Here is a 24,908-nt window from a genome sequence, read left to right on the forward strand (position 1 = left end):
TATGCGCTGCGGAATGTGAGATGCGACGACGCTCCACCCCTGAAGTTCCGGCTGTTCTGCGAGCGTCGTCGCCCGGCAGAGATCAACGGAGTGAGCAGATGAAACGCAGGAGAACCCTCGTCGGCGGCCTGACCGTCGGCGGCCTCGTCGTCGCCTCGGCGCTGGCATGGACCGGCCCCGCCGTCGCGGCCGACGGCGATGTGGCGGTCGGCGCCGACGGCACGGTGCAGATCGACTCGGGCTACGACGGGCCCCAGGTGACCGAGGTCCGGGTCATCAACGAGGCGAGATACCTCGAGATCTACTGGGACCGCTACGTCGACGAGAACGCGGCGGTGAGCCCCGGCAACATCACGCTGCGCAACGGCGACCGGACCATCTCTCTCAAGGCGAAGCCGGCGCAGGGCGGCACCGACACGATCTTCTTCGACAAGGACAACAAGCAGATCGCCGCGACGGCGGCGAACAGCATGGCGCGCCTGCCCGAAGACCTCCACCTGTCGAGCATCGCCTACACCGGCACCATCGACCCGAGCCTGCCCCTCACCCTCGAGATCAACGGTGCTGCGATCGCGGACGCCACCGGAAAGGCCGCCAAGACGGCGACCTACACCGGCGTGCCCAAGCTGGACTACTACACGCAGTCGCTCATGACCGCCGCGGGCATCGAGGTCAAGGCCGGCGAGCGCGTCGCCGCGGCCACCCTGACGAAGGCCGCCGCGCAGGTCGACGCGCAGCTCGCCGGCAGCGGCACGGGCATCGCGGACACCATGGCCGCGAACGGATGCTCCCTCGCGGTCTACGGCTCGCTCGAGAACGCCTACCTCGTTCCGGAGCACCGCGGCGGCTACAACCCCACGATGTACGACGTCGAGGGCTACGGCGGCAATATGTGGAACAACTGCGTGTCGTCGATCTCGGAGCGCAACGTGCTGCGCACGCGCGGCGACGCCAACGCGTTCCTCAACACGGCCTATCCGAACGAGAACATCCTCGTGCACGAGTTCGGTCACGCCGTGCTGTCGGTCGGCATCGAGGAGCAGGCCGACCAGACGCTCTCCGACGCCTTCTTCGCCGCGTACGAGAACGCCTACACGACCGGCCGGTGGCCGAACACCTACGCGATGTCCAACCGCGACGAGTTCTTCGCGACGCTGTCGGCCATCTGGTTCGACAACATGGCCGAGAAGCCGGACTGGAGCGACGGCGTGCGCAGCCCCATCAACACGCGCGCGGAGCTCAAGGAGTACGACCCCGTCTCGTACGCCTTCTTCGCATCGATCTACCCCGACGACGTCGCGATGCCTGCGCCGTGGGACGTCCCCGGCCCCGACATCCATCACGGCGACTTCCGCCAGGAGCCCGCGCAGCCGGCTCGCGTGGACGCGACGGATGTCGACTACGGCGCGGACATCTTCCGGATCGTGACCGCCAGCCTGGGCTCGGAGTACCAGATCGACCGCTACGCCGGCGACCCCGGCCACCCGTCTCGCGACATGGTCATCTGGTTCCGCTGGGGCGGCGGCGTGTGGAAGGTCGCCTACGAGGGCGGCGGGTTCGTGATCAGCGCCTCGGACGGCAGCGGGGTGCTGACCGCCGTCTCCGACACCGAGGTCGCGTATCGCGGGGTCACGCGCGACGCGTCCGACCCGCGCCAGACGTGGACGTTCGCGGCCGACGCCGCCACCGCGACGAACGCGTACGACGGGCACCTCGTGAACCGGGCCAACGGGCGTTCGCTGGTGCTCGACGGCCGCGCAGGCTCGGGCGTGTCGATGACGCTGACGGATGCCGCGGCCGGCACCCGCTGGATGCTCGAGGACACGACCCGCACCACCGCGCAGGGCACGTCCGCCTACCTCGTGCCGGTGAAGGTCTCCCTCTCGTCGGGCGACGACTCGGCGACCGTCGACGCACCGGCACAGGGCTTCGGACTGCCCTCCATCACGGATGTCGCCGGGGACGACTGGTCCCGCGCCGGCGAACGATTCGCCGGGTGGGCGCTGGCGGGATCCACCGAGCCGCTGCCGGCTGAATGGACGGTCCCCGCGGGGACGACGTCGATCGAGCTCGTGGCGCTGTGGGCGCCGGACACCTCGGCTCCCAACACGGTCCTGGTCTCGCCCGCAGCCGCGGGGCCGCTCAACGCCGTGTCGATCCAGGTCGACGCGACCGACGACGCCGGGCTCGCGCGGATCGTCGCCGACGTCTACAAGGGCGGCAAGCTCATCAAGAGCACCCGGACCGAGGTGGACGGCGCCATGGCGGCCTCCCACACGGCGACTGTCACCGGTCTCGCCGATGGCGACTACACCGTGCGGTACTCCGCGACGGACGAGGCCGGCAACGTGTCGACGACCACCACGTTCGCGTTCTCGGTCGACGGCACCGCCCCGACCGTGAAGGTCAAGAAGGGCGCCGCCTTCACGACCGGCCACGACGGGACCTACACGGCGGTGAGCTTCCGGATCCGCGACAACGATCGCATCGCCTCGATCACGCTGAACGGCGTCGTCCAGGAGTCCACGGGAAGCAAGAGCGACGTGGATCGCATCCGGGCAGGCGAGCGCGGCGCGCAGCTCGGCGAGAACGTGCTCGTGGTGTCCGACACGGCGGGCAACGCCACCGAGGTGATGTTCACGCTCGAGTGACGGTCGGTTCCGGTGGGTCGGCCCGGCCGATCCACCGGAACCGACGGCGGCCGGCGGGGCGACGCCATGCGCGCGCCGCCGGCCGCTGTCGTTCACGGGTTCGGGTTCGTCGCCCTGCCGTCGAGCCACAGCGTGTTCGACGGGTCGGAGTGAGTGGTGTCGGTGCCGACGTGCTTGTCGCTGATCTGCGGACCCTTCGTGATCACGTGCACGAGAGCCATCGCGTGGCCGCGGCCGAGTCCGTAGTCGGCCGCGAGCCACTCGACGATCGGGGCCGCCTTGGTGTTCGCGTCGAAGCCCTTCTCGTGCGCCTTCTCGATGAGCTGACGTGGCGTGAGGCCGGTCTTCGTCTCGATGTTGTCGAGGTATGCCTGGAACGACATGCGTGTTCTCCTCAGCTGCCGGTGGTCGGGATGTCGAGCACTCCAGGAGCATCCTGCCACTCCTGGACGATGCGGTCGGAGGCGTGGATGCACAGCACCCGCAGCCGACCGGTGCCGCAGTTCTTGAAGCCGTGCCACGCCCCCGCGGGCGCCGTCGCCGTGTCTCCGGCGACCGCGTGGAGCGTCTCGCCGTCGATCGTGATGCGCGCCTCGCCTTCGAGCAGGACCCAGGTCTCGGGATAGGGGTGGCGGTGGATGTCGGGGCCCTGCCCGGGCTCGTTGTCGACGAAGAAGTACGACACACCGGCGCCGTGCTCGACGCCGATGAAGCGACGCAGGGTCCCGGTGCCGACGCGGGTGTCGGCGGCCGGGACGATGGCCGGGATCGCGATGCTCATGGGGTGCTCCGTCCTGTCGGTCTGTGTGATCCCACCCTCGTCGTCCACGCCTGCGGACCGTATAGTTTCGATGTGGATCGAAAGTTCGTCGACTTCCAGCTCGCGCCGGACGACCTCACCGCGATACGGTTCGGGATCTCGCCCGGCCACGAGCTCTGCCACGCGGTGCGCGCGATGCTCCGTCCGGACGAGTACCCGCTGCAGTGGGGATGGATGCGGGCGACCCGCGGCGCGATCCCGCGCGACGACTTCGACGTGCTCGCGCTGCTGATCCGCGACGAGGGCTACTTCCCCGACTTCCTCACCACCACCCCGACGTGGGAGCTGACGCCCGAGGCCGAGGCAGAGCGGCTGCGCGCGATCGACGACGCGCGCTTCGAGGTCGACATGAACAAGGTGCTCGTGCGCAGCGAGGGCGCCCGACGCGCGGCGGTGCAGCGGATGCTCGAGCAGCCCGGCCGCGCCCGCGCGATGATCGCCGAAGCGTGGCTGTCGGTCTGGAACGCCGGCGTCGCCCCGGTGTGGACGCAGCTCGAGCGACTGCTGCGGGCGGACATCGCCGTGCGGTCGCGTCGCATCGCCGAGAGCGGCATCGGCGCGATGATCCGGGGCCTGCACGACCGCGTCGAGTGGTCGGACGGCGCGGTGCGCGTCACCATGCGCATCTGGAGCGAGGTCGTCGACTGCCGCGGCAGCGGACTCGTGCTCGTGCCGTCGGTGATGGGCGCGACGGGATGCTTCGTCCTCACCGAACCGCCCGCGCAGCCCACGCTCTTCTACCCGGCGCAGGGCGTGACCGCGACGTGGGCGCGCGATCCCGCCGACGTGACGTCCGCGCTCGGCGCCCTGATCGGTCCCGCCCGCGCCCGCATCCTGCTCGACGCGCACGAGCCGCGGACGACCTCGCAGGTCGCCCGCGACACCGCCCTCGCGCTCTCGACCGCCTCGCACCACCTGACCGTGCTGCGCGACGCCGGCCTCGTCGCCAGCACCCGCGACGGCGCCCGGGTGCTGCACCGCCGCACGCCCCTCGGTGAGGCGATGGTCGGCGCCGTCCTCTGATCAGACTCCGGCCAGGCCTTGCCCAGGTGGGCCACGGTAGACTGGCCGTGCCCATTTCGATGTGCATCTACCTGTCTGCGGCCCCGGCTGCGCACAAGGCGGCACCAGCAGCCGCCGACCCTCGGCGCATGGCCAGGAGAAAGATGCACACGACACTCGTCGACACCGACACCGCTGCGCGCGCCGCCGTCCGGCGGCCGAGCCTCATCCGCGAAGCCGGATACGCCTACTTCCCCGTCGCGCTGATCGCGCGCCTGCCGTTCGCCATGATGGTGGTCGGCATCCTCACCCTCGTCGTCTCGGCGCGCGGCTCGCTCGCGCTCGGCGGCGCGACCAGCGCCATGACCGGTCTGGGCACCGCGCTCGTCGGCCCTCTCCTCGGCGCCGCGGCCGACCGCTTCGGTCAGCGCCGCGTGCTGCTGATCGCGGGCGCGGCCAACAGCGCGATGCTCGCGACGATGGCATGGCTGGCTTTCGCACCGGTTCCGGATGCTGCGCTCCTCGCGGTCGCGTTCTTCATCGGCGCGACCATGCCCCAGGTCGCGCCGCTCTCGCGCAGCCGCCTCGTCGGCATCATCGGCCGCGCGTATCCGAAGGAGCGCCGCACGCCGGTCGTGAACGGCGCGATGGCCTACGAGTCCGCGGCGGACGAGATCGTGTTCGTCTTCGGCCCCGTGATCGTGGGCCTGCTCGCCACGACGCTCAACCCGGCCGCGCCGGTGATCGGCGCCGCCGTGCTCGGACTCGTCTTCGTGAGCGCGTTCGCCCTCCACCCCACCGCGCAGACCGTCACCGATTCCGCCGGTTCCGGCCGGCCCGCCCAGGCACCCGTCCGCGAGCTGTTCCGACCGCGCGTGCTCGCGCCCGTGGTCGGCGCGCTGGGCATGGGCCTCTTCTTCGGCGCGATGCTCACCTCGCTCACGGCGTTCATGGCCGAGCGCGGGGTGCCCGAGCAGGCCGGGCTCGTCTACGGCGCGATGGGCATCGGCTCGGCGGCGCTCGCGCTGGGCGTCGCGCTGTTCCCGGCGCGCTTCACGCTGCGCGCCCGCTGGCTGACCTTCGCCTCGATCCTCGTCGCGGGAACGATCGCCCTGCCGTTCGTCGGAAGCGTCGGTGCGATCTCGATCTGCCTTCTCGTGATCGGCGTCGGCATCGGGCCCACCCTCGTCACGCAGTACAGCCTCGCGGCGGCCTTCAGTCCCCGCGGCCGCTCCGCCACGGTGATGACGATGCTCGGCTCAGCCATCGTCGTGGGTCAGTCCGCAGCATCCGCTCTCACGGGTCTCGTCGCCGACGCCGCCGGAGCCGGCACCGCGCTCGTCGCGCCGCTGCTCGCCGCGTCCGTCGTGCTCGGCGCGGGCCTCTGGAACGCGCTCGCCTCCCGCCACTGACTTCCGCGTCACGGCACGCGGCATGACTCTTCCGATACGTCGTATCGCGTCACCCTAATGAGCTCATCGACTCCGGCGCGACGGAGAACGCCCGGTCCCGCATGAGCGGGGCCGGGCGTTCCGGGTGGGTGGCGGCTCAGAAGTCGAAGTCGCCGATATTGTCCGCGTCGAACACGTAGGGCTCACCGAGCAGCACGACGCCGTCAGCGCCGACCTCGTAGTCGCCGAGCTTGCCGGCCTCGAACGTGTCTCCTTCTTCACCGGTGATCTCACCCGTGATGAGGGCCTGGGTGGCCCACGCTGCGAGGTAGCCGAGGTCGGCCGGGTTCCACAGTGCGAACGCGGTGACGGTGCCGTCCTCGACGTACTCGCGCATCTGGTTCGGGGTGCCAAGGCCGGTCAGCGCGACCTTGCCCTTGTACTCCGAAGTCGACAGGTACCGGGCCGCGGCAGCGATGCCCACCGTGGTCGGCGAGATGATGCCCTTCAGCTCCGGGTACGTCTGCAGCAGCGCCGCGGTCTTGTCGAACGAGGTCTGGTCGTCGTCGTCGCCGTATGCGATCTCGACCAGCTCGATGTTCGGGTGGTCGCTGGCGAGCAGCTCCTCCATCGTCTCGATCCACGCGTTCTGGTTCGTCGCGTTGGCCGAGGCCGACAGGATCGCGATCTGGCCGGCGTCGCCGATCTGCTCGGCGATCAGGTCGACCTGCACCTTCGCGATACCCTCCGCGGTGGCCTGGTTGACATACAGGTCGCGGCAGTCCGCGTTGGTGTCGGAGTCGAACGTGACCACCTTCACGCCGGCGTCTCGGGCCTCGTTCAGAGCGTCGCAGATCGCTTCGGGGTCGTTGGCCGAGACGATCAGGCCGCCGGCGCCCTGCTGGGCCGCGGTCTGGATGTACTGCACCTGCGAGGTGGGGCTGGCCTCGGAGGGTCCCACCTCGTCGATGGTGCCGCCGAATTCCTCGGCCGCCTCCTCGGCTCCGGCCGTGGAGGTGTCGAAGTACGGGTTGCCGAGGTTCTTCGGCAGCATCGTGATCGACAGGTTGGCGTCTCCGCCGTCGCCCCCGTCGCCGGAGCCGCCGTCGCCGCCGCCTCCCGAGCAGCCGGTCGCGACCAGCGCGACACCCACCGTGAGGGCGGCGGCCGCGAGGGCCATCCGGCCCTTGCGCTGAAGTCCGAACATCGTTGTTTCCCTTCCTAGATGCAGGTGCTGGTGCAGGGCTGCGTGTTGTTGATGGATGCGGTCACGAGACGTCGACCGTCTCGCCCCGCCCTTTTCTCTTCCCGATGGCGGCGGCGCGTCGACGCTGCAGCCAGGCGAGGAGGCTGGAGGACACCACGGAGACGATGAGGAGCACTCCCGTGATGATGTTGATGACGTCGCTGGTGACGCCCGCCAGGCGCAGCGCCGAACCGAGCACGCCGATCAGCAGCACGCCGGCGATGACGCCGTGCAGCGCGCCGCGGCCGCCGAAGATCGACACTCCTCCGAGGAGGACGGCGGCGATGACCTGCAGCTCCATGCCCATCGCGTTGTCGCCGCGGGCGTTGGAATACAGCAGCGTGAAGTACACGCCGGCGAATCCCGAGACCGCGCCGGAGACGACGAACAGCAGGAACTTCGTGCGCCCGACATCGATGCCCGAGAAGGCCGCCGCCTCCTTGTTGAGCCCGATCGCGTACAGCGAACGGCCGAACGGGGTGAAGTGCAGCACCACGGCGAAGATGATCGCGAGGACCAGGAACGGGACCATGATCATCGGGATCGGGGTGCCGGGGATGTTCGCCTTGGCGAGGTCGGTCCACTCCTCGGGGAACTCCGTGATCGCCGTGGTGCCCAGAAGTCCCACCGCGATGCCGCGGAACAGGGCCAGGGTGCCGATGGTGACCGCCAGCGACGGCAGCCCCACCACGGTGATCAGGAATCCGTTGACGAAGCCCGCCAGAGTGCCGACGAGGATGGCGATGAGCGCCGCGGCCGGGAACGGCAGGCCGGCTTGCGTCAGGATGCCCGTCATCACGCTCGACAGACCCACGATCGAGGCGACCGACAGGTCGATCTCCTCCGTGATGATGATGAGCGTCATCGGCAGGGCGATCAGCAGGATGGGCGCGATGTCGCGCAGCAGGTAGGTGACCGTCAGGGGGCTGTCGAAGTTGCGCACGGTCGCGAGCGCCACCACGATCACGAGGATCAGGATGCCGATGATCGCGGCTTCCCGGGTGATGAGCACACGCCGCCAGGCTGGACGGGTGTGAGCCTTATACACGCGCGTCGGTGCGGCATCCGTCATCGTGGTCATCTCGTCTCCTCCCGTTGTGCGATGAGTCGTCGGTGCTGGCGGACGGCGAGCACGCGGTCCAGCACGATGGCGCCGAGGATCAGTCCGCCTACCACTGCCCGCTGCCAGAAGTCGTCGATGCCGAGGATCGGCAGCGCCCGGTTGATGGTGAGCAGCAGGAACGCGCCGATCGCCGCACCCCAGACCGTGCCGACACCGCCGGAGATCGCGACACCGCCGATCACGGCCGCACCGATCGCCTGGAGCTCCCACCCGAATCCGGCGGCCGAACTCACCGTGCCGTAGCGTGCGGCGTACAGCACCCCGGCCAGGCCTGACAGAGCACCCGAGACCACGAACGCGGTGATGACGCGGCGGTTCACCTTCAGGCCGTACAGGTGCGCGGCGGCGGGATCGGACCCGATCGCGTAGAACTCGCGGCCGCCGCGCATGTTGCGCAGATACCAGGCGGCGGCGACGAGCACGACAATGGCGATGATCGTGAGGATCGGGATGCCGAGGATCGAGTCGGTGCCGAGACCGCGGAAGTCGCGGGGCAGGTCGGACGCGTTGATGCGGTCGCTGCCGGTCCATGCGACGTTGATGCCGCGGTAGATGTACATCGTGCCCAACGTGATCACGAGGGCGGGGACGCGGGCGAACGCGACGAGCGCGCCGTTGATCGCGCCGAGCAGACCGCCCAGCAGCACACCGCCGACGAAGACGCCGATGATCGGGATGCCGGGGACGTCGATGAACAGCCGCCCGGTCAGGTAAGCCGACAGCCCGACGATCGAGCCGACCGACAGGTCCACGTTGCGCGTGATGATCACGACGGCCGACCCGACCGCGACCAGCAGCAACAGCGACGGGGTCAGCAGCAGGTCGCGGAACCCGTCGGAGGAGAACAGGAAGGTGGGGTTCGCGATCGTCGCGGCGACGACGACGACGAGCAGTGCGATCAGGATGCCGGTCTCGCGCGCCGTCGCGAGGTGGCGGACCAGCTTGGCGGCGCTGCTGCTGCCCGGGGCGACCGGGCGCGGGGTCGTCGTGGTGGTCATGCTGCCGCCTCCGCATCCGCGGTCGCTGCGAACATGACCGCTTCGGGCGTCGCCGCCTCGCGCGAGAACTCACCGGTGAGGCGACCTTCGCGCATGACCAGGACACGGTCGGCCATGCCGAGCACCTCCGGAAGTTCGGACGAGATCATCAGGATCGCCTTGCCCTGCTGCGCGAGCTGGCTGAGCAGGCGGTGCACCTCGGCCTTCGTGCCGACGTCGATGCCGCGGGTCGGCTCGTCGACGATCAGCACGGTCGGCTCGGTGGCGAGCCACTTGCCGAGCACTACCTTCTGCTGATTGCCACCCGACAGCGTGCCGGTCTCGGCGTCCAATGCCGCGGTCTTCACCTCGAGACGGCTGGCCCACAGTTTCGCGGCCGCGTTCTCGAGCCCGCCCCAGATGAGGCCCCACTTGGCAAGCTTCGAGCGGATCGCGAGGGTGATGTTGCGCGAGACCCCGTCGTCGAGCACCAGGCCCTGCTTACGGCGATCCTCGGGCACGAGGGCCAGGCCTCGGGTCGTCGCCAGCCGCGGGTTGCCCTTGGGAAGGGTCGTGCCGAGCAGCTTCACACTCCCGGACTCGTACGCATCGACGCCGAACACCGCACGAGCCACCTCGGAGCGGCCGGCGCCGACGAGACCCGCCAGTCCGACGATCTCGCCGGCACGCAGGTCGAACGAGACTTCGCGGAACACGCCCTTGCGGGTAAGACCCCGCACCTCCAGGACCGTCTCCCCCACCTCGGACGGCAGCTTCGGGAACAGCTCGGTGACATCGCGCCCCACCATCTGGCGGACCAGCTCGTCGACAGTCGTCTCGGCGATCGGCGTGGTGTCGATGTACGAGCCGTCGCGCATCACCGTGACGGTGTCGCACAGCGCGAACACCTCGTCGAAGCGGTGCGAGATGAACAGCAGCGCCCGGCCTTCGTCGCGCAGGCTCCGCGCCACAGCGAACAGCCGCTCCACTTCGACACCCGACAGCGCCGCAGTGGGTTCGTCCATGATGAGAACGCGGGCGTCGAGCGAGATCGCCTTCGCGATCTCGATGATCTGCTGGTCGGCGATGGACAGGCCCTCGGTGACCCGGTCGGGGTCGAGCGCGACACCCAGCCGCTGGAAGATCTCCACTGCCTCGGTGCGCATCGCCCGACGATCGATCCGGCCGACCCGGTTCGTGGGCTGACGCCCCATGAAGATGTTCTCCGTCACCGACAGGTCGGGGAACAGCGTCGGCTCCTGGTAGATGACCGCGATGCCCGCAGCCTTCGACTGCGCCGTGCTCGTGAAGTCGACCGACTCGCCGTCGAGCAGGAACTCTCCGGCGTCGCGGCGGTAGAGCCCGGCGACGATCTTGACGAGCGTCGACTTGCCGGCGCCGTTCTCGCCGATCAAGGCATGGATGGATCCCCGTTCGAGGGTCAGGCTGCCGGAGCGCAGTGCAACGACAGGCCCGAAGGACTTGACCACGCGACGCAGCTCGAGCGCAGGGCGGGAATCGGGCGCGGGTGGCGCGGCGGGTGCGACATCGGCTGCCACGGCATCCTCCTCATCGAGGTGATCTGAAGAATCTGAAGGTTCCTGAATCGATTCAGGTGAAGTTCAGGCTACTCTAAAGTTCGACGGTCATCCCGGTCAAGTCGCTCGTCGACGGTGACCGAATCGTGACCCGGACCAGTCCGACGACGAAGTGGAGACGAAACGTGCCGGTGAGTATCCGTGATGTCGCGCAGCGCGCGGGGGTCTCGGTCGGCACGGTGTCGAACGTCCTGAATCGTCCAGGCGAGGTGTCGGCGGAGTCAGCCGACCGCGTGACCCGCGCGATCGAAGAACTCGGCTACGTGCGCAACGACGCCGCACGCAAACTGCGTGCCGGAGTCAGCACGACCGTGGGATTCGTCGTCCTCGACGGCCAGAACCCCTTCTACAACGACGTCGTGCGCGGCGCGGAGGACGAGGCCACGCGTCACGGCATCGCCATCCTCTACGGCAACACCGACGAGGACCACCGCCGCGAGCGCCTCTACCTCGACCTGTTCGAAGAGCAGCAGGTGCGCGGACTGCTGATCGCTCCGTACGGCGATGTGACCCCGCGGCTCCGACGCCTGAAGGAACGCGGCATCGCCGCGGTGCTGGTCGACCGCTTCAGCGGCGACGGCCGGTTCTCGTCGGTATCGGTCGACAGCGTCGCCGGCGGCCGCCTCGCCGTCGAGCACCTCATCGAGGGCGGCCGCCGCCGCATCGCGTTCGTGGGCGGCCCCTTCGATATCCGGCAGGTCAACGACCGGCTCGCCGGGGCGCGGGTCGCCGCCGAGAACGCGGGCAGCCACGTCGACCTCGAAGTCGTCGCGACCGCGGCGATGACGGTCGAGGAGGGCGTGGCGGCAGGCACCCGCATCATCTCCCGCCCTCGCCGGGAATGGCCCGACGCGCTCTTCGCCGCGAATGACCTGCTGGCCCTGGGCCTGCTGCAGTCGCTCGTCGTGGACGGCCGGATGCTGGTACCCGACGACATCGCGATCATCGGGTTCGACGACATCTCGTTCGCGTCCGCGGCCGCGGTGCCGCTGTCGTCGATCCGTCAGCCCAGCCGCATGATCGGCCGCACCGCGCTGCGGATCGTGCTCGAGGAGGCCGCTGATCCCGACAGCATCGCCCGCCAGACCGTCTTCCCTCCCGAGCTCGTGGTGCGCGCTTCGACGCGCCCGCGCTGAGTCCGCTGAGCGACTAACGGGTGGCGTCGGCGAGGAGCCGGCGCATCTCGGCCATGGCCTCCTCGGACTGGGCGAGCAGCACGCGGAGGCGCTCGACCGTGTCCTCAGGCTCGGTCTCGCGGACCTCGGGCTCGAGACCCGGCGACTCCGGCGTTCCGGCGATCGGCGCTCCGGGCCCGTTCCCCACGGCCGCGCCCGCCTTCACGGCCCCGGCCACCGCTCCCGCCGCAACCCCCTTCGCCGCGTGATCGGCCATCGACGGCTGCGCCGCCTCGGCCGGCGCGGCGGCAGAGTCGACCGTCGGCGTGGGGGTCTCAGCATCCGTCTCCCCGTCTTCCGCAGCCTTGCGGGGGCCGAGGAAGAGATTCGCGAGGTAACCGGTGAAGGTACCGAAGATGCCGACGCCGACGACGATGATGAGGGTGCCGATCATGCGGCCGGCGTTGGTCACCGGGTACTGGTCGCCGTAGCCGACGGTCGAGATCGTGACGATCGTGTACCAGAGCGCGTCGGAGGCCGTCGTGATGTTGGCGCCGTCGGCGTCCTCCTCGACATAGAGGATCGAGATGCTGCCGAACTGCAGCACGAGGATGCCCATGAGCAGCAGCGTCATCAGGGCGCTGTTCGCGCGGTCGTGGACGAGGGTGGTCCACACCGTCCGCGGGCCGAGTTCACGCAGGAGGCGGAAGACCCGCAGCAGGCGGAACAGCCTCAGGATCTTGAACTGCGGGAACGGCAGGCTCGCCAGCAGGTCCGCCCAGCCGAAGCCCCGGAAGAAGTAGCGGGACGCCTTCGGCGCGGTCGAGATGCGGTAGATGAAGTCGCCCAGGAAGATCGCGCTGAACAGGGCGTTCATGACCGAGAGGACGAGCTCGAGCGCGCTGTCGCCCTGCACCACGTACACCAGCACGAGGTTGAGGATCGACAGGATCGACAGCGCGCCGATGAAGATCTCGTACGCCGTGTTCTTGAGCTCGGAGCGAGCCTCGGCACGGGCCTTCGCACGCGCGCGGGACCGCTCGCGGATCTCGGAGAGGGAACGGGCCATGGCGGGCTCCTCGGGTCGGACGGCGCCGGACGCGATCCGGTCGTGGCCCCATTGTGCTCGCACCCCCGCCCGCGGGGCGAGCACCACGCGACATCACTCCGTGTACCTTGCGGTTCTAGGTAACTTGTACTTCTATGTACCTAGAACTTCTAGGCATGGAGGACGACGTGAAGATCGGCAAAGACCTGGTCGCCGCCGCGGCGACGCCGATGGTGCTCGGCATCCTCGCGGAGGGTGAGTCGTACGGCTACGCGATCCTGCAGCGGGTGGGCGAGCTGTCGGGCGGAGAGCTCGAATGGAGTGACGGCATGCTGTATCCGCTGCTGCACCGGCTCGAGCGCCTCGGGCATGTGGAGTCGTCGTGGGGCGCCTCGCCGAGCGGCCGGCCCCGCAAGCATTACCGGCTCAGCCAGACCGGGCGCGCGGCGTTCGCCGAGCAGCGGCAGCAGTGGGCCGTCGTGAGCCGGGCGCTGCAGCGCGTGTGGTCTGATCGCGACGGCGGCACCGACTTCGCCGGCGTCCCGGCTTTCGGAGGGGCGTGACGATGACCGAAGACCTCGACCCCCGCATCGAAGACCAGATCTCGACGTGGCGCGCGTACGTCTCGCGCCCCGAGGCGATCGACGGCCGCGACGTCGACGAGCTCGAAGACCACCTGCGCGGCCAGATCGATCGCCTCGAGGCGTCCGGGCTCGACGGCGACGAAGCGTTCCTCGTCGCGGTCAAGCGCCTCGGCGGGCTCGACGACCTCTCCCGCGAGTTCGCGCGCGAGCACTCCGAGCGGCTGTGGAAGCAGCTGATGTTCCAGGACGAGCCGCGCGCCCCGCGCACCGGCGGCGGATTGCTGCTCGCGGTCGGGCTCGCGGCGGGCGCCGCATTAGCGGTGAAGGTCCCGGCCCTGTTCGGCATGCAGTTCGGCGAGGACGCCTCCTTCTACGCCCGCTTCTTCGCCCTGCTGGTGCTGCCCTTCCTCGCGGCGTACTTCCTGGTGCGCCGCAAGGCCGCGGTCCCGACGATCGCGGTCGTGGCGGTGCCGTTCCTCGCCGCGGCCGTCGTGATGGCGGTCTACCCGTTCGCGCCGGACGGCGCCACGCTGACGCTGGCCGCCACCCATGTCGCCGTGGCCCTCTGGATCGTCACGGGGATCGCCTACGTGGACGGGCGCGTGCGCTCCAGCCGGGCGCGCATGGACTTCATCCGCTTCACCGGCGAGTGGGTCGTGTACCTCGCGCTCATCGCCCTCGGCGGCGGTGTGCTCGTCGCACTCACCATGGGGGTGTTCGAGGCGATCGGCCTCGACGCGGGCTGGTTCGTCGAGGAGGTCATGGTGCCGTGCGGCCTCGCGGGCGCCATCATCGTCGCGGCCTGGCTCGTCGAGGCGAAGCAGAGCGTCATCGAGAACATCGCCCCGGTGCTCACGAAGCTCTTCACCCCGCTGTTCACGCTGCTGCTGCTCGCCTTCATCGTCGCGGGCTTCGTACAGGGCAACCTCATCGACGGCACGACCACCGAGATGTTCGGTCAGCGCGACCTGCTGATCCTCTTCGACATCGTGCTCGTCGTCGTCGTCGGCCTGCTGCTCTACGCCCTGTCGGCGCGCGATCCGCTGGCGCCGCCCTCGTGGTTCGACCGGATGCAGCTGCTCATGGTCGTCGCCGCGCTCGTCGTCGACATCATGGTGCTCGTCGCGATGATCGGTCGCATCGCCGAGTGGGGCGCGAGTCCCAACAAGCTGGCATCGCTCGGGCTCAACGTCATCCTGTTCGCGAACCTCGCAGGCGCGGCGTGGCTGCAGCTGCGGTTCGCGATGCAGCGCGCACCGTTCGAACGCCTCGAGCGGTGGCAGACCGGCTTCATCCCGGTCTACCTCGCGTGGGCCGCGATCGTGGTGGTCGTCTTCCCGCCGTTGTTCTCGTACGTGTAGACGGGACACGGATGCTGCGACCCGGCGTGACCCGCCGGGCGGCAGCATCCGTCCACCCCTCCACGCGTCGTTCCCCGGATGCGTGGAGTCTTCGCCCCCGGGTCAGTAGTCCTCGGGGGCGAGGTCGCCCTGCCCCGTCTCGCCCTGCTCCGCCAGCTCAGGCGGCAGACCCTGCGTCTCGGGCTGCGCACCTTCCGGCGGGAGGTCCGACCGGGGCACGTCGTCGTCGTCGGACGGCAGGTGGGCCGGGTCGTCGCCGGTCGCGGTCGCACCGTCCTCGACCGAGATCCCGGCGTCGCGCGCGTTCGTGCGGTCCCAGTCGACCTGGGCGGGATCGCGCGTGGGATCGGGCTCGATCGACGTGTCTCGATCGCGCAGGGGCTGCACCCCGACCTGCCCGTCGGGCGCCGGCGGGATGTCGGCGGGGAGGTTGTCAGACATCGTGGTTCCTCTCGTCGATCTCTCGGCGGTCCGGCCGCTCAGGGCGCCGTGTCGCCGTGGATCTCGCCGCGCCAGCCCCCGGTCTCGCGGCCGCGCTCCTCGATGAAGTCCTTGAACCGCTCGAGGTCCTTCTTCACCGCGTGCTCGTCGATGCCGAGCGCCGCGCCGGTCTTCTCGGTGAAGGTCTCGGGCGTCCAGGTCATCTCGAGAGCAACCTTGGTGCGGTCGCCGAGCGAGCGGAAGCTCACCCGCCCGCTGTGGACGGCCTCGCCCTGACTCGCCCACGCGATGTGGTCGTCGGGCACCTGGTCCGTGATCGTGGCGTCGAACTCGCGCTCGACCCCGCCGACCTTCACGACCCAGTGCTGGCGCCGATCGCCGAGCTGGTCGATGCGCTCCACCGCGGACATGAACCGCGGGAACTCCTCGAACTGGGTCCACTGGTCGTACACCGCGCGGATCGGGGCGTCCACGTCGGTCTCTGCTGTCACCGTGCTGGTTGCCATGACGGCTCCTCTCATCGGGAACAGCCACGCTACGGAGCACCTCCCGCCGGCCGCACGGGGGTTGACGCCTGGAGGCGCGGCCGGTACGGGAGACGGATGCTGCGGCCCGCAGCATCCGTCCCGTTCCGTGTCGAGGCGGGTCAGCCCTTGACGGCACCGGGGGCGGATGCGCGGTGTCGGCGACGACGCCTAGTCTCGTGTCATGCGCCGGACGCGAGAGGCGGGATCGTGAACGACACCGCCGCGCCCCGGCGCTGGGTGCTCCACGTCGACCTCGACCAGTTCATCGCCGCGGTCGAGATCCTGCGCAATCCCGAGCTCGCGGGCAAGCCGGTCATCGTCGGCGGCCGGGGCGACCCGACCGAACGCGCGGTCGTCTCCACAGCCTCGTACGAGGCGCGCGAGTTCGGTGTCGGGTCGGGGATGCCGCTGCGCATCGCCGCGCGGAAGATCCCGGATGCCGTGATCCTGCCCGTCGACGCGCCGCTGTACCTCGCAGCGTCCGAGGCGGTCATGGCGACGCTGCGCGCACAGCCGGGAGCCGTGGTGCAGGTGCTCGGGTGGGACGAGGCGTTCGTCGGAGTCGAGACCGACGACCCCGAAGGCTATGCCCGGAGGCTGCAGCACGACGTGCTCGAACGCACCCGACTGCATTGCAGCGTGGGCATCGGCGACAACCTCGTGCGGGCGAAGAACGCCACCGATTTCGGCAAGCCGCGGGGCACCTTCCACCTCACCGCCGAGAACTGGCTCGAGGTCATGGGCCACCGTCCCACGATCGCCCTGTGGGGTGTGGGCTCGAAGATCTCGAAGCGGCTCGCACTGCTGGGCATCGAGACGGTGTCGGAGCTCGCTGTCGCCGACGCGGATGCCCTGACCCGCGAGTTCGGGCCCAAGATGGGTCTCTGGTACCGCCAGCTCGGCCGCGGCGACGGGTCGAACGTCGTCGACGACACGCCTTGGGTCCCCCGCGGCCACAGCAAGGAGACCACGTTCCAGGTCGACATCGTCGCGCCGTCCGAGATCGAGGACGCCGCGCGCCGACTGCTCCGAGAGGTGCTCGACGAGGTGGCCGCCGACGACCGGCCCGTGGTCGGGCTCGGTCTGAAGGTGCGCTACGCGCCGTTTCTCACCAAGACGTTCACGAAGAAGATCCCGTCGACGTCCGACCGCGAGATCGTGCTGGCCCGCACGATGGAGCTCGTCGCGAAGATCGAGCCCGGCCGGCCCATCCGCCTCCTCGGCGTGCGCGCCGAGATGGCGATGCCCGACGACGCCCGCGAGGGCCACACGCCGACCCGCGGCGGCTGGTGACCGACGCCAGCCACTGACGGGCACTCGCAGAGCCTGTCAGCCCCGCCCCGCCCGACGTAGCGTGGAGTCATGGCTGACATCCGCGCCGAGGTGAAGGAGTTCCTGAGCTCCCGTCGCGCCCGGCTCACCCCCGCGCAGGCGGGACTGCCCGTGTACGGCGGCAACCGCCGGGTCGCCGGGCTCCGCCGCGAGGAGGTGGCGATGCTCGCCGGCGTCTCCGTCGACTACTACGTGCGCCTCGAGCGCGGCAATCTCGCCGGCGCGTCCGAGGGCGTGCTCGACGCCGTCGCCCGCACGCTGCAGCTCGACGAGGCCGAGCGCGAGTACCTGTTCGACCTCGCACGCGCCGCCGGTCCCGGCCGCAGGCCCGCGCGCCAGCCGTCGGCGACGGTGCGGCCGGCCGTGCAGCAGGTGCTGGAGGCGTTCACCGAGGCGCCCGCGTGGGTGCGCAACGGGCGCCACGACATCCTCGCCGCCAACCTGCTCGCCCGGGCCCTGTACTCCCCCGTGTTCGACGACCCGCGCCGGCCCGTCAACACCACCCGGTTCGCCTACCTCAACCCGGCCGCCCGCGAGTTCTGGCGAGACTACGACCAGATCACCCACGACTCCGCGGCGATGCTGCGCATGGAGGCCGGGCGCAACCCGCACGACCCCGACCTCATCCGGCTCGTCGGCGAGCTGTCGACGCAGAGCGAGCTGTTCCGCGAGCGCTGGGCGTCGCGCGACGTCAAGTTCCACCGCAGCGGTCTCAAGCGTCTGCACCACCCGGTGATCGGCGACCTCGAGCTGAACTACGAGTCGATGGACCTGCCGAGCGAACCCGGCCTGGTGCTCAACGTGTACACGGCCCCCGCGAACTCCGCCTCGGCCGATGCGCTGAAGCTCCTGGCGTCGTGGGCCGCGACGCAGGCCGCAGAGTTCGCCGCCTACGACAGGACCGCCACCGCCGCGGCGGCCCGCTGACCGAAGCGCCCTCCTCGAGTCAAGGGACTCGCGCCGAGACCGGGTACGACGTCCCCGGTCTCGGCCGAAACGCCCTGGCTCGATGCCTTCCGCACCGCGGAATAGTGCTCACCTGTCACGATGTGCCGGGCGGACCAGCACTTCGTGACAGGTGAGCAGCCGTTCGGGGCGCGGTCACACCGGCATGACCCGCAGTGTCGTGGTCGCGGCATCCGTTCCCGTGATGGGCCGGACGTACGCCGCCCCGTAGCGGTCGTACTTGGCGTGCAGCGCGGCGTCGAGTTCCGCCTTCACCGCGGGATCCGCCAGCTCGAAGGTGACGTCCTTCTCGACCCCGCCCGCCGTCACACGGCCGGTGCCGGACCGCACCGCGCGGCGGAACCACCCGTTCTCGGGCCCGTGCGCCGACCGCACATAGAGCGCGTCTCCGAATGCCGCGTGCCAGATCGTGACGGCGGGACGCAGCGTCCCGTCCGGCCGCCGCGACGAGATGCGCAGCTCGGTCGCCGCGCCGATGCGGCGCAGCTCCGCCTCGTTCCACGCGGTCATCAGAGCCCGACCATCGCCATGCCGGCGTCGTTGTAGCGGTTGCCCGCGACGGCGGCGGCGAGCGTGTCGAGCCGCGCGGTGTCGTCGGCCGACAGCGCCACGGCGGTGGCGCCGGCGTTCTCGTCGACGCGCTCCCGTCGACGGGTTCCCGGGATCGGGACGATGGACGGATGCCTCGACAGCAGCCACGCGAGGGCCACCTGGCCGGGCGTCGCCCCGCGTGCCGCGGCCACCTCGCGCACGCCGTCGACGATCGCCTGGTTCGCGCGGAGGTTGTCGGGCTGGAAGCGCGGGGTGGTCGCCCGGAACTCGCCCGGCCCGAAGGTGGCGTCCGCCGCCACAGTGCCCGTCAGGAATCCCTTGCCCAGAGGGCTGAACGGCACGAAACCGACGCCGAGCTCGATGCACGTCGGCAGCACCTCGGCCTCGGGGTCGCGAGTCCACAGCGAGTACTCGCTCTGGACCGCCGTCACGGGGAACACCGCGTGCGCGCGACGAATCGTCGCCGCACCGGCTTCGGAGAGACCGAAGTGCTTCACCTTGCCCGCGGCGACGAGCTCGCCCACGGCGCCCGCGACGTCTTCGATGGGCACGGCCGGGTCGACCCGGTGCTGATAGAACAGGTCGATCGCGTCGACGCCGAGGCGCTGGAGCGACGCGTCCGCGACCCGCCGGATCTGCTCCGGGCGCGAGTCGGTGCCGCGCATCGTCCCGTCGACGATGTCCCAGCCGAACTTGGTCGCGACGACCACACAGTCGCGCATCGGGGCGATCGCCTCGCCGACGAGCACCTCGTTGTCGTACGGGCCGTACACCTCGGCGGTGTCGATGAACGTGACGCCCTGGTCCACCGCGTAGCGCAGCACGCCGATCATGTCGTCGCGGTCACCGGGGTTCGGGCCGTAGCTCATCGACATGCCCATCGCGCCGATGCCGATCGCCGAGACCTCGAGACCCTGCCCGAGCTGCCTGGTGTGCATGGTTCCTCCTCGCGCCGCAGAGCGCTCGCTCGCGGCATCCTCCATCCCACTCCCCACAGCCTGCGCGCGGGAGACCCCGGTGTGACAGGTACCGGGAGAACCCCTCGTGAAGGGTTCAGCGGATGTCGGCGAGCGCGCGGTGCACGGATGCCACCGCGCTGGAGCCCTCTCCCACCGCGGCGGCGACGCGCTTCATCGAGCCCCGGCGGACGTCTCCGGCGGCGAAGATCCGGGGCACGGACGTCTCGAACGGCAGCGGTTCGCGCCCCAGCGCCGACCATCGCTCCAGCGACTGCACCGACACATCGGTGCCGGTGCGCAGGAACCCGTCCGCGTCGCGATCGAGCTCGGCGAGCCAGGAGGTCGCGGGCTCCGCTCCGATGAAGCAGAACAGTCCGCGCGCCGCCACATCGCCGATCGAGTCGATGCTGACGCTCTCGAGCGTCGACGCACCGCCGAGGGCGGTGACTCGCGACTGCGTGTGCACGTCGATCCGCGGGTCTTCGAGCAGCCGGTCCACGAGGTACGACGACATGCGGCTGCCGAGATCGGAGCCGCGCACGACGAGGTGCACGGGGCATCCGTTCGCGGCGAGGTACAGCGACGCCTGCCCGGCGGAGTTGGCCCCGCCGACGACGACCACCGGAGACTCGAACACCTGCCGGAGCTCCAGCGGCGTGGCGGCGTAGTAGATGCCGGCGCCCTCGAACTCGTTCCACCTGTCGAGGTCGAGCGTGCGGTACGCGGCCCCCGAGGTGACGATCGCCGTGCGCGCGCGGATGACGCGGCCGTCGGTGAGGGTGACGTCGAGGTCTCTCCCCGCCGGGCGAAGATCCGCCGCCTCGCACGGTGCGTACACGCGCACGCCGAACTTGAGAGCCTGGAGCGACGCCTGGCCGATGAGGTCGCCGCCGCTGACGCCGAACGGGAAGCCCAGGAAGTTCTCGATGCGCGACGTCGCAGCGGCCTGGCCGCCCGGTGCGACCGCGTCCAGCAGCACGGTGCTCAGCCCCTCGGAAGCCCCGTAGATGGCGGCGGCGAGTCCGGCCGGTCCGCCGCCCACGACGACCAGGTCGACGACCTCGTCGGCGCGGCCCTGGTAGCTCAGCCCGAGCCGCTCGGCGACCATGCCGGGCGTCGCGTTCTTCACCGGCTCGCCCTGGATGAAGGCGACGGGCAGATCATCGAGACCGATGCCGTGCTCGCCGAGGGTCCAGAGGTCTCCGGGCTCCAGCTCGATGGCCTTGTGCACGAGGTCGACCCGCTCGGCGAAGCGGCGGAGCGACAGGAACTCGCGGGAGGAGCGGGGGCCGACGAGCTTGAGGGTCAGCGCGGCGGGTCCGGTGCGGAGGATCTCACGCCGCGCCCAGAGCGCGTGCAGGATGATGTCGCACAGTTCGTCGTCTTCGGCCATCAGCACCCTGAGGCGCGATCGGCTGACCCGCAGCATCCGTCCCGCCTTCGTCGCCCGTGCCGACAGGAACGCGCCCTGTCCGTTGAGGAGGCCGAGCTCGCCGACGAAGCTGCGCGGCCCCATCGTGCCGACGTGGGTCTCGCCCACCCAGCCGAAGGCGACGCGGACGATCTCGAGCTCGCCGGTGTCGACCAGGATCAGGTCGTAGTCGAGGTCGCCCGCCTGGAACAGGTACTCGCCCGGCGCGACGTCCTGCGGTTCGCCGAACGACAGCAGGCGCTTCCACTGGTCATCCGTGAGCGCGGGCTTCATCATGCGCTCGAACTCGCGCTGCGTCATCTTCGCGTTGCCCATCGCAGTTCCCTTCCTCAGCGGTGGATCAGCTCCCGCCAGTCGGCCGGAACCCGGCCTTCCGGCCCCGGCGACGGCTGCGTGTCGGGACGCGACTCGGGCGGCGAGAGCCGCGGCCCGTCGACGTAGTCCTCGGCCACGTAGTCCCAGAACCACTCCTCGCCCGGCTCGAAGCTGCGGACGTACCGGTGACCCGTCGCGCGGAAGTGGGCGGTGGCGTGCTGAGCGGGCGAGGTGTCGCAGCACCGCACATCGCCGCACACCGCGCAGCGCCGCAGGTGCACCCACCATCCGCCGACGTCATCGCAGTCGGCGCAGCCCTCACCCGAGGGCGGCACGGTGGGGTCGATCTCGCTCAGGCTCATCCGCCTGCCTCTCGTCGCACGCGTTCCGTCGGTGCGATGCTAACGCGCCCGCGGCGGGAGTCGGGCCGCTAGAGTGAGCGGCGATGATCGAGGTCGCGGACGGCGTGCTCGTCGCCACGAGCCGCGTCATGTCCACGACGTCGACCGTGCTGTGCCGTGACGGCGAGGCGCTGCTCATCGATCCGGCGTGGCTGCCCGACGAGCTCGACGCCCTCGCCGACGAACTGGACGCGCGCGGGCTCCGCGTCATCGGCGGCTTCGCCACCCACGCCCACCACGACCACCTGCTGTGGCACCCGCGCTTCGGTGCGGCTCCGCGCTGGGCCTCGGTTGCGACGGCTGCGCTCGCGCACGACGAGCGCCCGGCTCTCATCGCCGGGCTGGGCGAAGCCTTCCCGGACGCGCTGGTCGATCTGATGGGGCGTGTCGAGGGCACGGATGCTGCGATCCCGCCCCCGTCGCTTCCTCGCGGCTTCGCCCCAGAGCTGCTGGTGCACGACGGCCACGCGCCGGGCCACACCGCGGTGTGGCTGCCCGAACAGAAGGTGCTGATCGCGGGCGACATGCTGAGCGACGTCGAGCTGCCCCTCCCCTTCTACCCCGACGACCTGCCGGCATATGTGGCGGCGCTCGACCTCCTGGAGCCGTTCGTTTCAGAGGCGGCGCTGGTGATCCCGGGGCACGGCACTCCTGGCGCACACCCCGTGGCGCGCCTCGACGCCGACCGCCGCTACCTCGACGACGTCATCGCCGGGCGCGTGCCGAGCGACCCGCGCCTCGCCAACCCGGGAATGGCGGAGGAGTACGAGCACCTGCGGCAGATGGTCGCCGCCGGCGCGTGATCGCGCCGGTCAATCGGCGAACGTGAACTCCGAATCCGGTCCGCCGTACACGAGCCGAGCCCCCGCCTTGTCCCGCTCGGTGAACCGGAGCTTCGGGTCTCCGACCCCCGCAGCGACATAGTGCATGACGGAGGTGGGGTCGTAATCCGTGATCGCCATGGTGTGATCCAGCGACTCCGGGTCGAACAGATCCGGTGCCTCGGGACGGATGTGCTCGTGCCGGAACCCGAGCACGTGACCCAGCTCGTGGCGCATCACTCCGATCGGATCGAAGGCGTTCGGCTGGGAGCTGAAGAAGCCGTCGAAGACCGAGACGAACCGCTGCGGCGGAGGGTCGTCGGGGAAGAACGCCATCGCGATCAACGTTCCCCCACCCGCCTGGCGGACGACGGGGAAGCTGACGTCGTCCGACAGCGCGGCGGCGTGGTCGTGCTGCGCGACGTGCTCGAACTCGACGCCGCAGATCGCGGACCAGTCGGAGGTGGCCGCGCGCATGCCCTTGACGGCTGCCGCGTGCTCGTCGTCGGAGCCGAACGAGGGCCGCCACACGCAGTAGGTAAGGGTCATGCCCCGCCGCCACCGGAGCAGCTTGCCATCGCGTTCGATGCCCAGGAGTCCCTGCTTCTCGGCGTCGGGATCGTCCTCGAGCGCGCGCGCGATCTCGATCCGTCGCGCGGCGTACGGCAGCACCTGAGCGGGGGTGAGACCGATGTCCCCCTCGACGACGAGCCGTTCCTCCGCGCCGTCTCCGAGCGGACCGCGGGTCACCGAGACCCGAGGCGACTGTGCCTCGATCTTCGCGACGAGGTCACTGGTGCTGATCATGGCTGCTCCTTGCGTTGGCCGACCGTGGTTCGGTGCGTGATGGATTGAGCCCGAGGCGTTCTGCCATCGCTTCACCGGCCGCCTGGTCGCTCGACGGCGGGTGAGCCCCACCGCGCGCGGTCACTGGCTCGCCGGCATCGCTCGGCGCCACCCCACGCACGGAGCGGGTCCTGTCGTTACGCCGTCGCACGATGAAAGTCGCCATGGACGTGTCGAGCGCGAGCCGCGCGTACTCCTCGGGGCGCTCGACCGACGCCTGGACGGCCGCTGCGATCCAGAGGCGGGCGTTGAACGGCACGGGGGCCGGCGTCTTGCGGAGAACGGACCGGGCGACCGCCGAGGCTTCGTCCTCGAGTTGCCCGTTCCAGCTCAGCACGTCCGGCAGCCGAAGCTCGACAGGCGCCCACACGTGCTCGAGCAGGGCCTCGACGAGCGCCGGGACGTCTTGGGCATAGGCCTCCGAGTCGCCGGCCACCCGGTACACCTCCGCCCATTCCTGCGGGGGCTTGACGCCGAGCCTCTCGAGCACCCCGCCGCAGAGGGCGATGCGCAGCGACCGTGTCGGGTAGACGCCGGGCTTCGCCGCGGAGATCGCCGCGTGCTCGATCGCATTCACGGCGTCTGCCAGTTCTCCCGCGAGCGCGATGACGAACGCGGTCCCCGTCGCAAGGACCCCGACCACGTCGGCGAAGATCTCGTCGCTCCATGCCCGCCAGACGTCCCTTCGCTCCCCTGCGTCGTCGTCCTTCAGGGCGAGGCCGCCGATCACGGTCTTGGCTTCGACGCCGAAACCGAGGTCTTCGGCGATCACGTGTCCGACCTCATGCCCGACGAAGACGACGTCCGGGAGGCGATTGGCGAGAGCCCACGGCATCGCGACGACGGGCACCGGCATCCGCTGCAACTCCGTGACCACCCGGTCGAGATCCTTCGCGTCGAGTCCCGGCGCGTGGAACGCCTTCGACCTGGCCTGCGCGAACGGCGTGCGATCGGTGCTGTAGAAGACCAGCGGGGGCTCTTTCAGCTCCTGCTCGCCGACCGTGCCGGCCCTGCGCGCAGCATCGAGGAAAGGCTTGTAGCAGGACCAGGCGAGGTCGTCCGCCGCACCCAGATGAAGCGCGTAGGCGGGGGTGTCTCGCTGCGCCAGCTTGCTGCGGAAGAAGTCCCACATGAGATGAACGGTGCCGACTCCGCGACGCAGCCCGGGAAGCTCGTCGACGTCGCCGTCGAACGGCATCCTCGCATCGGCAGCCACCGGAGTGCCGTCGACGGTCGCCGCCAGCGCGGCCGCGATCTGCTCCCGGAGCCGCGCGACCTGACTGGTGTGCTGCGGAAGGTCGCCGCTTCCGGAGGCGCGCCCGGCCCAGTAGACGAGGTCCGCCTCCAGGAGAGCCCGCTGAGCGCGGATGCTCTCGACGACGGAGGGATAGAGGTCCACG

At 70.3% G+C, this 24,908-nt stretch carries 24 protein-coding genes; 9 read left to right on the forward strand and 15 right to left on the reverse strand.

Features of this window, described 5'->3' with window-relative positions:
• Positions 1–98 precede the first annotated feature (98 nt).
• Positions 99–2,651: a hypothetical protein gene (locus ACFQ7C_RS11105; RefSeq protein WP_378900525.1), complete on the forward strand. Its 2,553-nt coding sequence runs from the start codon at positions 99–101 to the stop codon at positions 2,649–2,651.
• A gap of 92 nt (positions 2,652–2,743) precedes the next feature.
• Here ACFQ7C_RS11105 and ACFQ7C_RS11110 read toward each other — a convergent pair whose 3' ends face one another.
• Complete coding sequence (locus ACFQ7C_RS11110; RefSeq protein ID WP_378900528.1) at positions 2,744–3,034, reverse strand: DUF4287 domain-containing protein; 291 nt, start codon at positions 3,032–3,034, stop codon at positions 2,744–2,746.
• Positions 3,035–3,045: 11 nt separating this feature from the next.
• Complete coding sequence (locus tag ACFQ7C_RS11115; protein WP_378900531.1) at positions 3,046–3,432, reverse strand: cupin domain-containing protein; 387 nt, start codon at positions 3,430–3,432, stop codon at positions 3,046–3,048.
• 72 nt (positions 3,433–3,504) lie between these two features.
• Between ACFQ7C_RS11115 and ACFQ7C_RS11120 the strand changes: the two genes are divergently transcribed.
• A complete protein-coding gene (locus ACFQ7C_RS11120) occupies positions 3,505–4,494 on the forward strand; it encodes a DUF5937 family protein (RefSeq protein WP_378900534.1) in 990 nt (329 codons plus the stop codon).
• Positions 4,495–4,637: 143 nt separating this feature from the next.
• The gene (locus tag ACFQ7C_RS11125) at positions 4,638–5,885 is read left to right on the forward strand and encodes an MFS transporter (RefSeq protein WP_378900811.1); all 1,248 of its coding nucleotides are present in this window, start codon (positions 4,638–4,640) and stop codon (positions 5,883–5,885) included.
• Positions 5,886–6,021: 136 nt separating this feature from the next.
• Here ACFQ7C_RS11125 and rhaS read toward each other — a convergent pair whose 3' ends face one another.
• From rhaS to ACFQ7C_RS11145, 4 genes are all read right to left on the reverse strand, one after another.
• Positions 6,022–7,071, reverse strand: a complete 1,050-nt coding sequence (gene rhaS, locus ACFQ7C_RS11130) for a rhamnose ABC transporter substrate-binding protein (protein WP_378900537.1) — start codon at positions 7,069–7,071, stop codon at positions 6,022–6,024.
• A 61-nt stretch (positions 7,072–7,132) separates the two neighbouring features.
• Complete coding sequence (locus ACFQ7C_RS11135; protein ID WP_378900540.1) at positions 7,133–8,191, reverse strand: ABC transporter permease; 1,059 nt, start codon at positions 8,189–8,191, stop codon at positions 7,133–7,135.
• Positions 8,188–9,231, reverse strand: a complete 1,044-nt coding sequence (locus tag ACFQ7C_RS11140; RefSeq protein WP_378900543.1) for an ABC transporter permease — start codon at positions 9,229–9,231, stop codon at positions 8,188–8,190. Before ACFQ7C_RS11140 ends, ACFQ7C_RS11135 begins: the two co-directional genes overlap by 4 nt.
• Positions 9,228–10,769: a sugar ABC transporter ATP-binding protein gene (locus ACFQ7C_RS11145; RefSeq protein WP_378900547.1), complete on the reverse strand. Its 1,542-nt coding sequence runs from the start codon at positions 10,767–10,769 to the stop codon at positions 9,228–9,230. The genes ACFQ7C_RS11140 and ACFQ7C_RS11145 overlap by 4 nt, the downstream gene beginning before the upstream one ends.
• A gap of 164 nt (positions 10,770–10,933) precedes the next feature.
• Between ACFQ7C_RS11145 and ACFQ7C_RS11150 the strand changes: the two genes are divergently transcribed.
• Positions 10,934–11,944 carry a LacI family DNA-binding transcriptional regulator gene (locus ACFQ7C_RS11150; protein WP_378900550.1) on the forward strand — a complete coding sequence of 337 codons (1,011 nt, stop codon included), beginning with the start codon at positions 10,934–10,936 and terminating at the stop codon, positions 11,942–11,944.
• Between the two features lie 13 nt (positions 11,945–11,957).
• Here ACFQ7C_RS11150 and ACFQ7C_RS11155 read toward each other — a convergent pair whose 3' ends face one another.
• Positions 11,958–12,992: a potassium channel family protein gene (locus tag ACFQ7C_RS11155; protein WP_378900553.1), complete on the reverse strand. Its 1,035-nt coding sequence runs from the start codon at positions 12,990–12,992 to the stop codon at positions 11,958–11,960.
• A 167-nt stretch (positions 12,993–13,159) separates the two neighbouring features.
• On the opposite strand from ACFQ7C_RS11155, the gene ACFQ7C_RS11160 reads away from it, so the two are divergent.
• Positions 13,160–13,534 (forward strand): PadR family transcriptional regulator, encoded by a 375-nt coding sequence (locus ACFQ7C_RS11160; protein ID WP_378900814.1) that lies wholly within the window; start codon positions 13,160–13,162, stop codon positions 13,532–13,534.
• A 2-nt stretch (positions 13,535–13,536) separates the two neighbouring features.
• A complete protein-coding gene (locus tag ACFQ7C_RS11165) occupies positions 13,537–14,916 on the forward strand; it encodes a permease prefix domain 1-containing protein (RefSeq protein ID WP_378900556.1) in 1,380 nt (459 codons plus the stop codon).
• 102 nt (positions 14,917–15,018) lie between these two features.
• On the opposite strand, the gene ACFQ7C_RS11170 is transcribed toward ACFQ7C_RS11165, so the two are convergent.
• Both ACFQ7C_RS11170 and ACFQ7C_RS11175 read right to left on the reverse strand, forming a co-directional pair.
• The gene (locus tag ACFQ7C_RS11170) at positions 15,019–15,357 is read right to left on the reverse strand and encodes a sugar ABC transporter ATPase (RefSeq protein ID WP_378900559.1); all 339 of its coding nucleotides are present in this window, start codon (positions 15,355–15,357) and stop codon (positions 15,019–15,021) included.
• 38 nt (positions 15,358–15,395) lie between these two features.
• A complete protein-coding gene (locus tag ACFQ7C_RS11175; protein WP_378900562.1) occupies positions 15,396–15,863 on the reverse strand; it encodes an SRPBCC family protein in 468 nt (155 codons plus the stop codon).
• Positions 15,864–16,121: 258 nt separating this feature from the next.
• Between ACFQ7C_RS11175 and ACFQ7C_RS11180 the strand changes: the two genes are divergently transcribed.
• Positions 16,122–17,177 (forward strand): DNA polymerase IV, encoded by a 1,056-nt coding sequence (locus ACFQ7C_RS11180; protein WP_378900817.1) that lies wholly within the window; start codon positions 16,122–16,124, stop codon positions 17,175–17,177.
• Between the two features lie 69 nt (positions 17,178–17,246).
• The gene (locus ACFQ7C_RS11185; RefSeq protein ID WP_378900565.1) at positions 17,247–18,143 is read left to right on the forward strand and encodes a helix-turn-helix transcriptional regulator; all 897 of its coding nucleotides are present in this window, start codon (positions 17,247–17,249) and stop codon (positions 18,141–18,143) included.
• Between the two features lie 174 nt (positions 18,144–18,317).
• Here the strand turns inward: ACFQ7C_RS11185 and ACFQ7C_RS11190 are convergent, their stop codons facing one another.
• The 4 genes from ACFQ7C_RS11190 to ACFQ7C_RS11205 all read right to left on the reverse strand — a co-directional run bounded on the left by ACFQ7C_RS11190 (position 18,318) and on the right by ACFQ7C_RS11205 (position 21,802).
• Complete coding sequence (locus tag ACFQ7C_RS11190) at positions 18,318–18,692, reverse strand: DUF2255 family protein (RefSeq protein WP_378900568.1); 375 nt, start codon at positions 18,690–18,692, stop codon at positions 18,318–18,320.
• Positions 18,692–19,672 (reverse strand): aldo/keto reductase, encoded by a 981-nt coding sequence (locus ACFQ7C_RS11195; RefSeq protein WP_378900571.1) that lies wholly within the window; start codon positions 19,670–19,672, stop codon positions 18,692–18,694. The genes ACFQ7C_RS11190 and ACFQ7C_RS11195 overlap by 1 nt, the downstream gene beginning before the upstream one ends.
• A gap of 115 nt (positions 19,673–19,787) precedes the next feature.
• The gene (locus ACFQ7C_RS11200) at positions 19,788–21,440 is read right to left on the reverse strand and encodes an FAD-dependent oxidoreductase (RefSeq protein ID WP_378900574.1); all 1,653 of its coding nucleotides are present in this window, start codon (positions 21,438–21,440) and stop codon (positions 19,788–19,790) included.
• A gap of 14 nt (positions 21,441–21,454) precedes the next feature.
• Complete coding sequence (locus tag ACFQ7C_RS11205) at positions 21,455–21,802, reverse strand: UBP-type zinc finger domain-containing protein (RefSeq protein ID WP_378900577.1); 348 nt, start codon at positions 21,800–21,802, stop codon at positions 21,455–21,457.
• A gap of 83 nt (positions 21,803–21,885) precedes the next feature.
• Here ACFQ7C_RS11205 and ACFQ7C_RS11210 point away from each other — a divergent pair, with 83 nt between their 5' ends.
• The gene (locus ACFQ7C_RS11210; RefSeq protein ID WP_378900579.1) at positions 21,886–22,644 is read left to right on the forward strand and encodes an MBL fold metallo-hydrolase; all 759 of its coding nucleotides are present in this window, start codon (positions 21,886–21,888) and stop codon (positions 22,642–22,644) included.
• A 9-nt stretch (positions 22,645–22,653) separates the two neighbouring features.
• On the opposite strand, the gene ACFQ7C_RS11215 is transcribed toward ACFQ7C_RS11210, so the two are convergent.
• Positions 22,654–23,469, reverse strand: coding sequence for a hypothetical protein (locus tag ACFQ7C_RS11215; RefSeq protein WP_378900581.1), 816 nt, complete (start codon positions 23,467–23,469; stop codon positions 22,654–22,656).
• Positions 23,453–24,907 carry a hypothetical protein gene (locus tag ACFQ7C_RS11220; protein ID WP_378900583.1) on the reverse strand — a complete coding sequence of 485 codons (1,455 nt, stop codon included), beginning with the start codon at positions 24,905–24,907 and terminating at the stop codon, positions 23,453–23,455. Before ACFQ7C_RS11220 ends, ACFQ7C_RS11215 begins: the two co-directional genes overlap by 17 nt.
• Position 24,908 lies beyond the last annotated feature (1 nt).

The organism is Microbacterium sp. NPDC056569 (genome assembly GCF_042793475.1).
Lineage (GTDB): Bacteria > Actinomycetota > Actinomycetes > Actinomycetales > Microbacteriaceae > Microbacterium.

What these genes read in the sequence shown, in the direction of transcription:
- ACFQ7C_RS11105 (WP_378900525.1), top strand. Translation starts at nt 99, where the DNA reads ATGAAACGCAGGAGAACCCTCGTCGGCGGCCTGACCGTCGGCGGCCTC.
- ACFQ7C_RS11110 (WP_378900528.1), bottom strand. Translation starts at nt 3,034, where the DNA reads ATGTCGTTCCAGGCATACCTCGACAACATCGAGACGAAGACCGGCCTC.
- ACFQ7C_RS11115 (WP_378900531.1), bottom strand. Translation starts at nt 3,432, where the DNA reads ATGAGCATCGCGATCCCGGCCATCGTCCCGGCCGCCGACACCCGCGTC.
- ACFQ7C_RS11125 (WP_378900811.1), top strand. Translation starts at nt 4,638, where the DNA reads ATGCACACGACACTCGTCGACACCGACACCGCTGCGCGCGCCGCCGTC.
- rhaS (WP_378900537.1), bottom strand. Translation starts at nt 7,071, where the DNA reads ATGTTCGGACTTCAGCGCAAGGGCCGGATGGCCCTCGCGGCCGCCGCC.
- ACFQ7C_RS11135 (WP_378900540.1), bottom strand. Translation starts at nt 8,191, where the DNA reads ATGACCACGATGACGGATGCCGCACCGACGCGCGTGTATAAGGCTCAC.
- ACFQ7C_RS11140 (WP_378900543.1), bottom strand. Translation starts at nt 9,231, where the DNA reads ATGACCACCACGACGACCCCGCGCCCGGTCGCCCCGGGCAGCAGCAGC.
- ACFQ7C_RS11155 (WP_378900553.1), bottom strand. Translation starts at nt 12,992, where the DNA reads ATGGCCCGTTCCCTCTCCGAGATCCGCGAGCGGTCCCGCGCGCGTGCG.
- ACFQ7C_RS11165 (WP_378900556.1), top strand. Translation starts at nt 13,537, where the DNA reads ATGACCGAAGACCTCGACCCCCGCATCGAAGACCAGATCTCGACGTGG.
- ACFQ7C_RS11170 (WP_378900559.1), bottom strand. Translation starts at nt 15,357, where the DNA reads ATGTCTGACAACCTCCCCGCCGACATCCCGCCGGCGCCCGACGGGCAG.
- ACFQ7C_RS11175 (WP_378900562.1), bottom strand. Translation starts at nt 15,863, where the DNA reads ATGGCAACCAGCACGGTGACAGCAGAGACCGACGTGGACGCCCCGATC.
- ACFQ7C_RS11185 (WP_378900565.1), top strand. Translation starts at nt 17,247, where the DNA reads ATGGCTGACATCCGCGCCGAGGTGAAGGAGTTCCTGAGCTCCCGTCGC.
- ACFQ7C_RS11190 (WP_378900568.1), bottom strand. Translation starts at nt 18,692, where the DNA reads ATGACCGCGTGGAACGAGGCGGAGCTGCGCCGCATCGGCGCGGCGACC.
- ACFQ7C_RS11195 (WP_378900571.1), bottom strand. Translation starts at nt 19,672, where the DNA reads ATGCACACCAGGCAGCTCGGGCAGGGTCTCGAGGTCTCGGCGATCGGC.
- ACFQ7C_RS11200 (WP_378900574.1), bottom strand. Translation starts at nt 21,440, where the DNA reads ATGGGCAACGCGAAGATGACGCAGCGCGAGTTCGAGCGCATGATGAAG.
- ACFQ7C_RS11205 (WP_378900577.1), bottom strand. Translation starts at nt 21,802, where the DNA reads ATGAGCCTGAGCGAGATCGACCCCACCGTGCCGCCCTCGGGTGAGGGC.
- ACFQ7C_RS11210 (WP_378900579.1), top strand. Translation starts at nt 21,886, where the DNA reads ATGATCGAGGTCGCGGACGGCGTGCTCGTCGCCACGAGCCGCGTCATG.
- ACFQ7C_RS11215 (WP_378900581.1), bottom strand. Translation starts at nt 23,469, where the DNA reads ATGATCAGCACCAGTGACCTCGTCGCGAAGATCGAGGCACAGTCGCCT.